The sequence below is a fragment of the Calditrichota bacterium genome, from assembly GCA_020637445.1.
GTDB lineage: Bacteria > Electryoneota > RPQS01 > RPQS01 > RPQS01 > JABWCQ01.
This window is the reverse complement of sequence record JACJVZ010000003.1, coordinates 73,076-86,512: the sequence shown is the minus strand read 5'-3', so window position 1 is coordinate 86,512 and position 13,437 is coordinate 73,076. Positions and strand designations below refer to the sequence as shown.

The following is a 13,437-nucleotide window of genomic DNA, read 5'->3' as shown; positions in this document are numbered from 1 at the left end:
TTCCCCCCCAGTCTTCTGGGGGGGCTAGGGGGGGTAAAATCCCAAGCTTCTTATTTAGCTTCAAGCTTTTCGAGAATCGTATCGAGAACATACTCCATGCTCTCCTTAACTTGTTGATTCGTGAACCGAACAAGACGAAAGCCCTTGGATTCAAGAGACTCCGACCGCCTCGCGTCGTATGCAATTTGCTCCGGCTCAGCGTGGGTCGGTCCGTCGATTTCGATTATGAGCATTCGCTCCAGCGACACAAAGTCCACGATGAAATCTCCGAGTGCGTGCTGCCTGCGAAATTTCACACCAAGCTGTCGCGCGCGGATCTTGTGCCAGAGCAGCTTCTCCGCCACGGTCGGCTCGCGCCGCATCTTGCGACCGAACTGCCACGTCTTCCATTTTACTTGGTCAAAATCTCTCAAACTTTTCCCCTCTTTTGTCCACCCGGAGGACCGGGGGAAAGTTGGTTCTACAGTCCCAACACGTCCCCCATCCCGTAGAACCCCGCGGGCTGCCCCGCAATCCACTCCGCCGCGCGCAGCGCACCATGCGCAAACACCGCCCGCGAATCCGCACGATGCGAGATTTCCAACCGCTCGCCGTGTCCACCCAAAACCAGCGTGTGTTCGCCCACCACGTCACCCACTCTGAGCGAAAAAACGTCAGGTTTTTGCCCGACGGTATCTTCCAAAATCTCCGCTATCCTCACCGCCGTACCCGAAGGCGCATCCACCTTCTTCGTATGATGCGACTCCGTCAAGTAAGCCTTATATCCCGGCAGCGCCGCCGCCGCTTCGGCAACGAGAGCAAACAACACATTCATTCCCGGCGACATATTTGGCGCGTGCAGCACCGCAATATCTTTGGACGCGTCACGCAGAGCCTGTTTCGTTTCATCAGAAATCGCCGTCACTCCGCACACATAGTTCACCTTCGCGTCCCGGCAGCATTTCACGTTGTCCGCCACCGCGTGCGCCAACGAAAAATCGACGGCCACGTCTACGTGATCCCGGACACCGAAACAATTCGGTTGAATCAAAAGTTCGTCAAAATACTGTCCCGCTCCCGCCGGATCAAACGCGTGCGTGACCTTAACAGTCTTGCTGATCCGGGCTTCATGCAAAATCACCCGGCCCATCCGGCCCGCCGCGCCAAACAACGCGACCTGTATCACCTTATGCGACATTCAAATTCTCCAAATACGCGGCAATCGCCACGCGAATCTTCCCTTCCGTTTCTTTCCTGACAGGTACGATCGGCAACCTGAATTCGTTGGCAATCTGCCCCATTGCCGAAAGTGCGTATTTCACCGGAGCCGGATTCGTTTCGAGGAACATTGCTTTGGCAATCGGTGCCAACGTCTGATGCAGCAGCCGCGCCGAAGGCATATCATTGCGGTCATAAGAATCAATCATGCTCCGCAGCAAATCCGGGCAAACATGCCCCGCCACCGACACTACTCCGACGCCGCCAACCGAAAGAATCGGCAAAGTCAGCCCGTCATCCCCCGAGAGCACCGTCATTCGGCCCTCCACCCGAGCAGCTATTTCACTGATTTGCTCCAGATTTCCACTGGCTTCCTTGATTGAAGCCACCCGCGGCAAGTCCGACAGCTTCTCAACCGTTGCCGGAAGCATGTTCACACTCGTCCGACCCGGCACATTATACAGCAGCAGCGGCAAATCCGTCGCATTATGCACGGCTTCAAAATGCGCTGCCAGCCCTTCCTGAGTCGGTTTGTTGTAATAAGGTGTGATGACCATGGCCCCCTGCGCACCTAATTTCTTGGCTTCCTTCACCAATTCAATCGTCTGAGCCGTGGCATTTGTGCCGCATCCCGGAGCGACGTCACAGCCATCCGCAGCTTCCAGAACCAACTGAATGACTCGTCGTCTTTCTTCCAAAGAGAGGCACGATGCTTCCCCGGTCGTCCCCAATGGCACAAAACCATCCACGCCGCGATTCGCAAGTCCGGCGACCAAATTCTGCAGGGCGGCCTCGTCAATCTGCCCATTTTTGAACGGTGTGACCACCGCAATCCACAATCCTCTGTAGAAGTTCATAATGTTATGGAGTTTGTATCTGTTTACGGCCTGTCGTGTCTTCGCAACATGCCCAAAATTCCTGAATTAGAATATACCAGAGACTCGTTGCATTGTCAAATTTTCAGGTCCAAATCTCCCGTCGCGACTTTTCTACAATTATGGGTCAGAAGTCTTGACTCTTTGACATCTGCTCTGCAAACTGTTATGTTGATAACAAGCCCCTATTCCAGTATTTGACGGAGGATAGTAGATAGATTTTTAGGGTTATTCCCGATGTTGTAAAGGATGAACAAGGAGGTTGCGATGAATCAGCTCGGCCCGACATTTGCCGAAGGTATGGATGTTCTGTGGGTGCTAACGAATGGATATCGGAAACGGGAGATCCCCAAGATGCCTGAACCAACGCTTTTGATCGTTGATGAAGAGACGTCCGCCATCGAACGTGTCACACGTTCCTTGCGCGGAGAAGGTGGCTACCGCGTGTTGCACGAAACTAACCCCAATAACGTGCTCAACCGGTTGGAAACCGAAACTGTGGATGTGGTCCTCTGTGATGTGGACCTAAAGGGTACGTCCGGAATATCGCTGATCGGCGATATCCGCTCGCGCCATTTGCGCTTACCCGTCGTGATCTATTCGGAGAATGATGACTCCGAAAGAATCGTCGAAGCGATGGAAAACGGCGCGACCAATTATGTAACTCAGCCGATGGAGCCGAGGCTCCTCGCGCGTACTGTGGATGCCGCGCTGTCTAACCTTCGTCTGGCGGGCGAAGTGGAAAAATTGAAGCGTCGGCTCGGTGGGGATCACAAACTCGGCGGTCTCGTGGGGCGCTCGGCCGCCATGCACAAAGTCTTTGACGCCATCCGCGACGTCGCAGCGGTCGACACCACCGTTCTGATCCGGGCCGAAACCGGCGCCGGTAAAGAACTCGTGGCTCGTGCTCTGCACTTCGAAGGCCCGCGCGCGGAAAAACCGTTTATCAAAGTAAACTGTGCCGCGCTTCCCGAAACCCTGCTCGAATCCGAACTCTTCGGACACGAAAAAGGGGCCTTCACCGATGCAAAGCAAACTCGTATCGGCAAGTTCGAAGCAGCCAACGGCGGTACGATCTTCTTGGACGAAATCGGCGAACTGTCGCTTGCTACGCAGGTCAAGCTGCTCAATGTCCTGCAGGATCGAGAAATCGAACGACTCGGCGGAAATCGCAAGATTCCGGTCAACATTCGTGTCGTCACGGCCACCAACCGCGACCTCGAACGGATGATTCAGGAAGGCCGCTTCCGCATGGATCTCTACTACCGTCTGAATGTCGTGCCAATCACTATCCCGCCGTTGCGTGAGCGTAAAGAAGATATTCCCATGCTCTGTGCGCACTTCCTGGACAAGATCGGAAGCCGTTTGCAGAAAGGCGTCTTCACCATGACCGATGACGCGATGGCGATGATGCTGTCGCATCCGTGGCCCGGTAATGTCCGAGAACTTGAGAATGTCATCGAACGCGCAATTCTGGCCAGCACCACCACAACGGTGACTGCGAACACGCTGCAGTTCTTGAAACAGCCGATTCCGACGACCGAGAATATCAGCTTCGCTCCGCAAATGAGTTACCCGATCAACACGGCGACACCGTCCGCTCCGGCGCAAACGGTGCCTGCCGAACCGGAAAACTTGTTCGCTCTCGGCCCGCTGAAAACTGCCGTCCGCAATTTCGAGAAACAGTTTATCGAAAATGCGATGCTGGCCGCGAATGGCCATGTCATCAAGGCTGCCAGAATGCTGCAAATCGACCGCACCACTCTGTGGAAAAAAGCAAAAGACTTGGGGGTCGACCTGCACCCCGAAGACGAAATGTAAAAAGAAGGCAGCCGCAAGGCTGCCTTTCTTCTTTTTCTGATCTCCCCCCATAATCCACAAAGTGGTTTTGTGGGGGGATTAAGAACCTATCTTGAAATAGCGCGAGATTCAAGAATCGCGGCGGCAGGTGTCTTCACCTGCCCCGCATATCGAGATTTTTCAGATTCCGGCGGGGAATCACTACGGGACAGGCCGCTACCCTTTATCGCTTCACTGCGTTCGAGCGCAGGCCCCGCTCGGCGAGTCTTTTCCTTTTTTGGGGATATGCTCTAAGGGAGGCTTCTGTGATTCCGGGTTCACACCTCTTAACTCATACCTCATACCTATTCTGACTCCTGAATCGCCGAGCGGGGCATAACCTACGTTCCCCGCCGGAATCCGCCCAGCCTTCCCGAAGATGCACTTCGAAAACCACCTCCGCCCGCACAACACTGGTTGCTAAGAACAGCTTGAACCACTACCCCGGTTCACGACAACCATAGTAAGTATACACGGGTTCTAACATCACTCTCGGGTCCCCCAATACTAATATTATAATTATTAAATACCTAAGCCGAAAAACTAGGCTCCAAGACGGACGAAATGACGCCGATTTCAAACGGGTACGGTGCTTGCTATTAACACAGCCAGAATACGGAATAGCCTAAGTATAGTTAAGCACACGGGTGAAACCAACCAAATGCTTAGGCCCATATTCACAGATTTGATGAAACACACAATTTGAATACACCATGAATTCAGGAGTACTGAAATGTTAGTAAACAGCGCGACCCTCAGCACCAACTTTACGTCAATCATCAGCGATGGCAAGGCTCTTACCCCTCCCGCGAAGGAAACGAACCCCGACGGCAAGGCCCTGGATCCCATCACCGCCCCGATCGTGCAGAGTGACAGCACCAATCCCGAGGGTAAGGCTCTCGATCCGGTTAGCAAGACTCTTGGTATGTCAGTTGATTTCGTTGCCTAATGCAGAGTCGCAGCAGTGAATAAGGCAAGCGGCCCGGAAATTCCGGGCCGCTTGCTTTTGTTTACTCTCGGTGGCTGCCGATCTACTGCGATGCTGCCCACTCCGCGTGTTCTCGAACGAGTCCGCTTTCGTGTCTGAGCAAGGGACTCAGTGCTGCCCGGGCTTCCGGTGTTTTCCAATTCCCGATGGCCACGGCCACATTTCTCAAAAAACCTTCGTATTTCGGTCTGAGTACCGGACTTCCTTTGAACATCTCCAAAAACTCAAACTCGGTGAGCTTGGCCAACTCGACAAGTCGCGGAGCCTTTCGATTCAGCACATTCTCATATGCCGTCTGCCGCGTCGGAGTCGAAAACCGCTTGACCCACGGACAACATATCTGACAATCGTCACATCCGAAAATGTGGTTTCCCATCTTCGGTCTTAGCTCCAGCGGAACAGACCCGCGAAATTCAATTGTCAAATATGAAATACACAGTCTTGCGTCCATCACATGTGCTGCTGGCAGAGCATGAGTCGGACAAATATCGACACACCGCGTGCAGCTTCCGCACGACGGCATCTGGCGCGGCGGGGGAGAGGGGGTAAGATCAACCGTCGTCAAGATCTCTCCCAAAAATAGATTTGATCCGAGTCTCGGATGAATCAGCATTGTGTTCTTGCCGATGAATCCCAGTCCCGCACGTTCGGCAGCTTCCCGTTCCAACACAGGACCCGTATCCACATAGGCTTTGGTCTTTGCGTCCGCCGAAAGCGACTGGACAAACTCTGCAAGTTCTTCGAGCGCATGTCCCATCAGCTCGTGATAGTCCTGTCCCCAAGCATAGCTTGCAATAATCCCCCGCGACGGGTCCGTCCGAATCTCGTCCGGCAAGAACCCTGTAAAATACGATTGCCCCACGGAAACTACCGATCTTATTCCGGGCAGCACCAACTCAGGGTTCACCCTTCGCTCGGCCGACCGGTTCAAATATGTCATCGTTCCGGCCATCCCCCGAGCCAGCCACTCCTTGAAATACTCAGCCCGTTGCGGCCGCTCTGCCCGCGAAAATCCACACACATCAAACCCCAGCTCCCGGGCTTTGCCCAAAATCCGTTGTTCAAGGGTCATTTTATCTGGAGTTTGCAATTTCGCCCAAGAGTGGTTATTTTTCTCTGATTTCTGTCCGCGAGCGGGGGGACAAGAAAATTATCAAACTACTACTTCCCTGCCTCCGGCAGGGGCTTCTTCCGAGAATGTCCCAGAAGCGACGGCCAGAGGCCGACGGCAGTGGATAGTATTCCGGGCTCTTACCTCTTACCTCATACCTTTTCTGACTTCTGACTTCAAACTTCTGACTTAATAGCTGATGCCCAATTCCAACTGGATCGTCCTGCCCCGTGATCTCCCCCGGGGGCTGCGCTACTACGACTTGATCGGCGGGCTGTTCGTCGCGATTTTGCTTATTTCCAATATCGCGGCCACCAAGCTCGTCGGTTTCGGCAGCTTCCCTTTCGACGGCGGGACTTTTCTGTTTCCCCTGAGCTATATCTTCGGAGATATTCTCACGGAAGTCTACGGATTTGGGCGCGCGCGCAGAATCATTTGGTTGGGTTTCGCGGCTAACATCCTTGCTGCTGGTACGTTCGCAGTCGTCACGGCCATGCCCCCGGCGGCCATCTGGGACAACCAAGCTGCTTTCGAAAGCATATTGGGATTCGTCCCGCGCATTGTGCTCGCATCTTTGGTTGCCTATCTCTTCGGTGAGTTCACAAACTCCGTGATTCTCGCCAAAATGAAAATTGCCACCAAAGGAAAATTCCTCTGGACCCGCACCATCGGCTCCACCTTGGTCGGCGAAGGCGTCGATACGGTTTTGTTCGTGATGATTGCCTTTTACGGAGTCATTCCCATGAACGAACTCTGGCTGATGATGGCGTTCAACTACGTCTTCAAGTGCGGCGTCGAAATTCTCCTGACTCCCGTCACCTATATGGCCGTCGGCTATCTGAAGCACAAAGAGCAAGTCGACATCTACGATACCAATACGCGCTTCACGCCCTTCGGTTTCAGTGGAACCGCTCCAGCAAAGTAGCGTTCTAAACACAAAGAGTCAACGAAAGTTGATTTGGTACGCCGAGCGGAGCCTGCACTCGAACGCAGTGAAGTGATTTAGCATAGCGGCCTGTCCCGTAGGGATTCCCCGCCGGAATCAGAAAATTCGCCGAGCGGGGATTTAGCATAGCGGCCTGTCCCGTAGGGATTCCCCGCCGGAATCTGCTTTCCGTACTCGCAATGGTAAAGAATCGCGGCGGCACCCGCTGTGGGTGCCCCGCAACTAAATATGTCTGACCAACCAAGAACATTTTGGGATCATATCGATGAGCTGCGCAAGCGTCTGCTGCGCAGCTTGTTGTTTGTAACCTTGGGCTCCATCGCGGGTTTCGCGCTTTCCGACTGGGCGCGCGATTTTCTGATGCAACCGTTTCGCGCGTCCGTGCCCGGAACGCTCTCACTGTTGGGACCGTCCGACGGCTTCATCATCGAGATCAAAATCTCGCTCTTGCTCGGTGCACTGCTCGCTTCACCGTTCGTCGCGTGGCAGGTTTACGGTTTTGTCGGCCCCGGTCTGAGAACCAAAGAGAAGCTCTGGCTCTTTCCGATTGTAATCGTCTCAACGCTGCTCTTCTGGGGCGGAGTCATCTTCGCGTGGGAAATTCTCCCTGCGGCACTCGAGTTCTTGGGCTCTTTTGCCGAGACCGGATTGCAGAACTTCTGGTCTCTGAACAGCTACGTCAGTCTCGTGTTGTTCCTGCTCTTAGCTTTCGGCATCATCTTCCAGCTTCCCCTGATCATGACGGTGCTGATTGCCACGGGATTGGTCAAGAGTAGTTTCTTCCGCAAGCACCGCCGCATCGCGATTGTCTTGATTTTCATTCTGTCAGCTTTCGCCACTCCCACCACCGATGCTCTCACGATGATGCTGATGGTTACCCCCATGATGGTGCTCTATGAAGTCGCCATCTGGATCGGCGTCATCATCGAATCCCGCCGCAAAAAAGCTCAAGCATGAGCGGCAAACTCTGTCCCAAGATTATCCTCGAAGGCACGCGCCTGACGCACAAAACCGATTTAGGTTTTTTGCTCAATGAGCATCCGCGTATCGTCGGCCCGCGCAAATATCGCTATCATTCTCCCTATATCAGCGGCGAATGGTGCGCCTTCACCAATTTCCCGTGGGGGAGAGGGCTGATCAATTTCAATCAGGAAGAAGAGCCGCTCGCGATGGAGACCTATTCCACGTGGATGCGGCTCTTTGAACTCCAGCAATACTATTCGTGGATCATCGACCGCTTCCACTTGTCCACGATGATGCATCAGCATATCTACTGCGGACGAGACTACGATTTTCACTGGCTCGAAGAACGGTTGCTTCCGCTAAATTACCGCATCGTGCTCTGTATTCGCCAACCCGGAACCTTCGAAGCCGCGCGCGCAGAGCGCCTAAAAGTCAGCGGCAACCCTTCTCAATACGACGATCTCTCCATCTATCTCAAAGAACAAGACTATCTTGAGCACCTCGCCGACAAATCGATACTCCGCGTCTTAAAACTCGACGTCTCCAGCGGAGACCTGCCCAACCTCTGCAACCAAATCGCCGACTGGATGGAAGCCACCGGAGGACTTTATTCGCAATAAGCATAGTCGGATAGTAATGACTTTGTGCGCAGATCTTTTCGCTCTTGACAAATCAGATTCTGTGAACTATATTCTTGTAGCGGTGCACCAAGGCGGTGCACCAAGGCGGTGCACCAACGGGGAACTATATTTTAGGAGCCACGCCATGAGAAAAGCACCTTCAAGTCTGGCCGCAGCATTTACGCTCGCGGCTTTTTTGTGTCTCGGAACTTCGCAACTCTACGCACAATGCGATGTCTGTGTTACGGCACAAGATCTAACTTGTTCCGGAACGTGGAATGATTGCCAGTCCTCACGAGATAATTGTGAAACAACAACATTTACAGTTCCATGCAACACCACTTTCAAGTTGCGTGCATGGATTGACTGTGATAACTGTTTAACCTGTTCCTGCTGTGCGTGGGTTGTCAAACATGTGAGCGGATCACTTGTAGGTTTTGTTGAGTCAGGATGCCCTGCGGAAGATTGCGACTCCGAGATTACCATCACTCTCGATCCAAACATTACCTATGACCTCGTTGTTTGCAAACGACCTTGCGACATCGGCGAAGATTGCGACGACTGTACAAGCTACTGCAAGGCCAAAGCGGCCGTTTACACCCCAATTAGCAGCGATCCATGTGGGCCATAGTTGGGGGAATAGCATGTATCTTGGGTGCACTTCTGCCGCTTGTTGCCCGCCCCGACGTCTTGCGAGTGCCAAGCGAGTGGGAAACCCTGTCGGCGGCCTTCCGACAACTCGAAAATAACGACACCATCCTCGCGTCATCTGGTATTTATGAAGAGTCCGTTGTGGTGCCCCCACTGAACTTCGTGCTGATGAGTGATGTGGTTATCGACTCTTCAGCAACTGAGTTTGTTGTGCTTGACCCAACGAATTTGCCGGGTTCGGATAGCTTATGTATTCTGACACTTACGGGAGGGAGTGCCAAGTTTAGGGATATTGTCTTTCGCAATCGAGTCGGAATGACTGAGGGAAGGTCGGCATCTGTACCGGCAGGAATCGTCGGTGATTCTTCTGAACATTCGGTCGAATTCATACGTTGTCTCTTCGACTCAGTATTGGCAGGCGTGACACGATTCCCGAGTATCACGTTTGACAGTTGTCGATTCATTGGTTCACTAGAACTTGCCGCAAATACTACAAGTCCAGGACAGATTCACGCGTTCTCCACTTGGTTTGACGGCGCTTCCGGTGCCTTAGTCGCATCACGAAGGGGCGGAGTGTTTGAAAATTGTCTGTTTACTCATTCCGGCCCGTTGTATTTTCTACTTGGCCTCGGTGACAGTCTTTCAATCACAAACTGCCGGTTCTTGGCGACAAGCTCGCTTGATAGTCGAGCCGTTTGGCTAAGGCCACGATGTGGCTCAGTTGTGAGAAACTGCTCGTTTGAAAATATCAGGGTCACGAACGGTGCGATTTTAGACATTTGGGTCTCATGTTTCGATGATCCAGTGTCAGAAAATTGTGCACTTAGACTGATTGATAACGAGTTTCTTAATTGCGGAGCGCCGCTCGGAACAACCTTGCCTTGTGGCGAAATGATCAGGGCGCGTTGCACAGATTCGGGAAGTGGATTCATCGCTAACATGTCGGGAAACAGTATCGATTCAACCATTCTGGTTACGGCCGATGCAAGTGGATTCACATCAAACGCGTTCTGCCGCATCGAGAACAACACCTTCGGCGACGCACTGACTCCCAACAAACCTCAAATTTATCTCTATCAACCCGTCGGGCCGGATACTCTAGTTTTTCGCAACAACTCCTTCGCACGCGACTTCTTCAGTATCCGTCACATTTATGCCGGAGCCACCATCGACGCCCGCAATTGCTGGTGGGGAGACCCCTCCGGCCCCTATCACGGAGAATTAAATCCCAACGGACTCGGTGCGCAAGTCGACAATCACGTGATGTTTATTCCGTGGTTAACCGTCGATCCCGACAGCTCCGACACCACCGAAGTCTCGCTCGATCCATCAGACCCCTATCTCCCCGAGCAATACACGTTGTCGGCTTATCCAAATCCATTCAATTCACTCACGCAAATCACCATCGAAGTCGCACACCCCAACATCTACGACGTCGTGCTCTTCGACCTCACAGGCCGCGAAATTGAAAAAACCTATCACGGCCAAATCGAGTCGCACCACACGCTGAGTTTCGAATCTCGTTCCCTCGCCAGCGGCATCTACTTCGTGCAGCTTCGCTCTGGAACATTGGCCTATGCCACAACCAAGTTGGTTCTCATTAAATAGGTTGCTTGCACTATTGACGTAACCTTGGCGGCGACCCTTTTAGGGTTCGCCGCTTCTATTCCCCATCCCTCCCCCGGCCAAATTCGCCCCAAAAAAACTTCCCCGCTCGCCTTTTCTGCCCCACATCCCTTATCTCATGATTGACTACTGACCCAAATCTAAGGGTCTGTTTTTCCCTTTCTTGGAGTTGCCTCAATCTTCACCCACGCCATAGCATTCGCAATGGCCCGGCTATTGCACTCCGTCAAGAGGTTGACAAATCTTACTGAACCCTAACTCTCGGGAGTACCTCTTGGATCAAATGCGTATGGACGCAGAGCGCATTCGCCAAATTAGGCAGCGCATGCAGCTTACACAGGAAGATTTCGCCCACCTTATCGGCGTGACCTTTTCTACGGTCAACCGCTGGGAAAACGGCAAATCCAGTCCTAACAGAATTGCGGCCCGCCTGCTGATCGGGCTCGAAAAAAAGCTTAAACAGCAGTAGCCATGGTTGCCGCACCTCCGCGGCCGTCGCGCCGCGCCGCCGCTTCACCTGCTCCCGCCACCAAACTGGTCTGTTTCAGACTGGCAAGCTGGCGCTTTGCCCTCGGAGTCGATGAAGTCGTCGGACTGCACAACAACCTCCCGCTCATCCCCAATACCGAACAGGGGTTCGCAGGACTCGTGCAGCTCAAATATGACCGAATTCCCGTCATCGACCTGCGTACAAAACTTAGCAACACGGCCGACGAATCCTTGTTGCCTGCGGTGGCAGTCGTCGAAAGATTCGGACAACGGATCGGACTCGTTTTCGATCACCCTGATGAAGTAATTTCCGTCAGCCCGCGTGGTTTGCTGCTCTTTGACCTCGAAATCGCGCCGCTGCCTGCCCGTGCTCGCACGACAACAAGAAATGGGGATGTGTTCTGGTTGAATGTGAATGAACTGACTAAACCGAACTTTGCCGGAAAACTGGAGAAAGAATGACTGACTCGTTACATAGCCTTGTGTCCGTGGATCACTCTGATACCCTGCTTGTAGGCGATCCCGCGAGGGCAAAAGTGGTCTTGCAGCGCCTCAAAGAGGCCGGCGATTTGCCCACGCTGCCGACCATCGCTCTGGAAGTCTCGCGCTTGGCGAATGACCCCATGAGCGGAATGTCCGAAATTGTCCGAATCATCCGCAACGATCCTTCCATGACCGGAAAGATACTGCGGGTTTCAAACAGCGCCTTTTACGGCATGCCCCGCCGCGTCGAGTCGCTAAACATGGCGCTCGTAGTACTGGGTATGCGTGAAGTCTCAAATCTCGTGACCTCTATCTCCGTACTCAAGGCCTTTCCAAACAGCAGCAGCGAGAGCTTCCAGCGCGAAGAATTCTGGGAACATAGCGCCGGAACCGGAGAAATCGCGCGAGTGCTCGTTTCCAAACTGCAAATGCGTCTCCACGGCATCGAGTTTACTGCCGGACTCCTGCACAATATTGGCAAGATTGTGCTCCACCAATACTTCCCGAATGAGCTCGGCGAAGCCTTCAAGCTCAGTGCAGACGAGAGTATCCCGTTCCTCGTTGCTGAGCAGCGTGTGTTGGGTACCGACCATGCCGAAGTCGGCGCTTGGCTGGCGGAAAAATGGTCGCTGCCGAATTCCATCGTCGAAAGCATTCGTTATCATCATCAACCGCACCTGGCTCCCGAGCAAAGTGTCCTGACCGCCGTCGTGCACTTAGCCGCAAGTCTGGCCCGCGCCATTCTTGACCGCAGCATCCGCACGCAAGTTAACGAACACCTGACACGAGATCCGGCGTGGGAAATCCTCGCCAAAGAAAATGAGAATATCCTCAAACTGAACATTCACGAATTCGTCGAAGAAATCGAAGAAAACATCGACCGGGCTCGCGAATTTATTCGCATGGCCACAACCGACTAAGACAATATGAGTATTACTAACGGGGGGAACATCGTGAGAGTACTTATCGCGGACGACAATCCGGTCGTCAGGCGCGTATTGCAGCAGCTTGTAGAAAAACAAACAGGCTTTGAAGTCTGCGCCAGTGTTGCCGATGGCGACGAATGTCTCGAATACATTAATCAGGACAGACCTGACGTCATCTCGCTCGACTTGGAAATGCCGCGGATGAGCGGCCGAACGGTCTTGATGAAGATGTTGGAACGAAATCTACATCTCGGAGTCGTGGTCGTGACCGGACTGCCCATCCACGATCAACCTTCTGTTCAAGATGAGTTGCGTTCACTCGGTGCTTATACAATCTTGTCCAAAGATTTTTCGCCCAGTGGAAATGATCTCGGATTGTTTACAAAGAACTATTTTAGCGCACTTAAGAATGCTGCAGCAAACAATCGATAACTGACAGATTTCAAAGTACCCAGAATTTGCCCAGCCAATCGGCCGGGCATTTTTGTTGCTCATTGTAAACCATGTCAACTTCATTTCGTATATAAAAGTCAGTTTTTTATGCATTTGTGTGATAGACTGTTTGAGAAGCAAAATGTGCATGTTCAAGCACAAATGTGTTGATTCAATCTAAGGTTGAGACTATATTTAATTTGTTGGCAGGCTAAAGTGACTTCCGTTCGAGTAACGTGCTTCCCACTCGATCGTCATGCAGGCTGAAATTGTAACTCTATTTTTAAGGAA

At 52.8% G+C, this 13,437-nt stretch carries 15 protein-coding genes; 11 read left to right on the top strand and 4 right to left on the bottom strand.

The window, feature by feature from the left end; translation table 11 throughout:
- Positions 1 to 50: 50 nt before the first annotated feature.
- From H6507_11270 to H6507_11260, 3 genes are all read right to left on the bottom strand, one after another.
- Positions 51 to 362 carry an endonuclease domain-containing protein gene (locus tag H6507_11270; protein ID MCB9369678.1) on the bottom strand — a complete coding sequence of 104 codons (312 nt, stop codon included), beginning with the start codon at positions 360 to 362 and terminating at the stop codon, positions 51 to 53.
- A 98-nt stretch (positions 363 to 460) separates the two neighbouring features.
- Entirely contained in the window at positions 461 to 1,177 is a 717-nt protein-coding gene (locus tag H6507_11265; protein ID MCB9369677.1) for a 4-hydroxy-tetrahydrodipicolinate reductase, read from the bottom strand.
- Positions 1,167 to 2,054, bottom strand: coding sequence for a 4-hydroxy-tetrahydrodipicolinate synthase (locus H6507_11260; protein MCB9369676.1), 888 nt, complete (start codon positions 2,052 to 2,054; stop codon positions 1,167 to 1,169). The genes H6507_11265 and H6507_11260 overlap by 11 nt, the downstream gene beginning before the upstream one ends.
- Positions 2,055 to 2,339: 285 nt before the next feature.
- Between H6507_11260 and H6507_11255 the strand changes: the two genes are divergently transcribed.
- Both H6507_11255 and H6507_11250 read left to right on the top strand, forming a co-directional pair.
- Positions 2,340 to 3,893, top strand: a complete 1,554-nt coding sequence (locus tag H6507_11255) for a sigma-54-dependent Fis family transcriptional regulator (protein MCB9369675.1) — start codon at positions 2,340 to 2,342, stop codon at positions 3,891 to 3,893.
- A gap of 751 nt (positions 3,894 to 4,644) precedes the next feature.
- Positions 4,645 to 4,860, top strand: coding sequence for a hypothetical protein (locus H6507_11250; protein ID MCB9369674.1), 216 nt, complete (start codon positions 4,645 to 4,647; stop codon positions 4,858 to 4,860).
- A gap of 82 nt (positions 4,861 to 4,942) precedes the next feature.
- Here the strand turns inward: H6507_11250 and queG are convergent, their stop codons facing one another.
- Positions 4,943 to 5,971: a tRNA epoxyqueuosine(34) reductase QueG gene (gene queG / locus H6507_11245; protein MCB9369673.1), complete on the bottom strand. Its 1,029-nt coding sequence runs from the start codon at positions 5,969 to 5,971 to the stop codon at positions 4,943 to 4,945.
- 238 nt (positions 5,972 to 6,209) lie between these two features.
- On the opposite strand from queG, the gene H6507_11240 reads away from it, so the two are divergent.
- From H6507_11240 to H6507_11200, 9 genes are all read left to right on the top strand, one after another.
- Positions 6,210 to 6,935, top strand: coding sequence for a queuosine precursor transporter (locus H6507_11240; GenBank protein ID MCB9369672.1), 726 nt, complete (start codon positions 6,210 to 6,212; stop codon positions 6,933 to 6,935).
- Positions 6,936 to 7,184: 249 nt separating this feature from the next.
- Positions 7,185 to 7,913 (top strand): twin-arginine translocase subunit TatC, encoded by a 729-nt coding sequence (tatC, locus tag H6507_11235; protein MCB9369671.1) that lies wholly within the window; start codon positions 7,185 to 7,187, stop codon positions 7,911 to 7,913.
- A complete protein-coding gene (locus H6507_11230) occupies positions 7,910 to 8,539 on the top strand; it encodes a hypothetical protein (GenBank protein ID MCB9369670.1) in 630 nt (209 codons plus the stop codon). Before tatC ends, H6507_11230 begins: the two co-directional genes overlap by 4 nt.
- Before the next feature lie 415 nt (positions 8,540 to 8,954).
- Entirely contained in the window at positions 8,955 to 9,170 is a 216-nt protein-coding gene (locus tag H6507_11225; GenBank protein MCB9369669.1) for a hypothetical protein, read from the top strand.
- Between the two features lie 20 nt (positions 9,171 to 9,190).
- On the top strand, positions 9,191 to 10,798 hold the full coding sequence (locus H6507_11220) for a T9SS type A sorting domain-containing protein (protein ID MCB9369668.1): 1,608 nt from the start codon (positions 9,191 to 9,193) through the stop codon (positions 10,796 to 10,798).
- 307 nt (positions 10,799 to 11,105) lie between these two features.
- Entirely contained in the window at positions 11,106 to 11,285 is a 180-nt protein-coding gene (locus H6507_11215) for a helix-turn-helix domain-containing protein (GenBank protein MCB9369667.1), read from the top strand.
- A gap of 2 nt (positions 11,286 to 11,287) precedes the next feature.
- Positions 11,288 to 11,767 carry a chemotaxis protein CheW gene (locus tag H6507_11210; GenBank protein MCB9369666.1) on the top strand — a complete coding sequence of 160 codons (480 nt, stop codon included), beginning with the start codon at positions 11,288 to 11,290 and terminating at the stop codon, positions 11,765 to 11,767.
- On the top strand, positions 11,764 to 12,708 hold the full coding sequence (locus tag H6507_11205) for an HDOD domain-containing protein (protein ID MCB9369665.1): 945 nt from the start codon (positions 11,764 to 11,766) through the stop codon (positions 12,706 to 12,708). Before H6507_11210 ends, H6507_11205 begins: the two co-directional genes overlap by 4 nt.
- Before the next feature lie 6 nt (positions 12,709 to 12,714).
- Positions 12,715 to 13,146: a response regulator gene (locus tag H6507_11200; GenBank protein ID MCB9369664.1), complete on the top strand. Its 432-nt coding sequence runs from the start codon at positions 12,715 to 12,717 to the stop codon at positions 13,144 to 13,146.
- Positions 13,147 to 13,437: the final 291 nt, after the last annotated feature.

Bases quoted from the DNA above. Each gene is read 5' to 3' on its own strand.
- H6507_11270 (MCB9369678.1), bottom strand. From the start codon at position 362: ATGCGGCGCGAGCCGACCGTGGCGGAGAAGCTGCTCTGGCACAAGATC.
- H6507_11265 (MCB9369677.1), bottom strand. From the start codon at position 1,177: ATGTCGCATAAGGTGATACAGGTCGCGTTGTTTGGCGCGGCGGGCCGG.
- H6507_11260 (MCB9369676.1), bottom strand. From the start codon at position 2,054: ATGAACTTCTACAGAGGATTGTGGATTGCGGTGGTCACACCGTTCAAA.
- H6507_11255 (MCB9369675.1), top strand. From the start codon at position 2,340: ATGAATCAGCTCGGCCCGACATTTGCCGAAGGTATGGATGTTCTGTGG.
- H6507_11250 (MCB9369674.1), top strand. From the start codon at position 4,645: ATGTTAGTAAACAGCGCGACCCTCAGCACCAACTTTACGTCAATCATC.
- queG (MCB9369673.1), bottom strand. From the start codon at position 5,971: ATGACCCTTGAACAACGGATTTTGGGCAAAGCCCGGGAGCTGGGGTTT.
- H6507_11240 (MCB9369672.1), top strand. From the start codon at position 6,210: ATGCCCAATTCCAACTGGATCGTCCTGCCCCGTGATCTCCCCCGGGGG.
- tatC (MCB9369671.1), top strand. From the start codon at position 7,185: ATGTCTGACCAACCAAGAACATTTTGGGATCATATCGATGAGCTGCGC.
- H6507_11230 (MCB9369670.1), top strand. From the start codon at position 7,910: ATGAGCGGCAAACTCTGTCCCAAGATTATCCTCGAAGGCACGCGCCTG.
- H6507_11215 (MCB9369667.1), top strand. From the start codon at position 11,106: ATGGACGCAGAGCGCATTCGCCAAATTAGGCAGCGCATGCAGCTTACA.
- H6507_11210 (MCB9369666.1), top strand. From the start codon at position 11,288: ATGGTTGCCGCACCTCCGCGGCCGTCGCGCCGCGCCGCCGCTTCACCT.
- H6507_11205 (MCB9369665.1), top strand. From the start codon at position 11,764: ATGACTGACTCGTTACATAGCCTTGTGTCCGTGGATCACTCTGATACC.
- H6507_11200 (MCB9369664.1), top strand. From the start codon at position 12,715: ATGAGTATTACTAACGGGGGGAACATCGTGAGAGTACTTATCGCGGAC.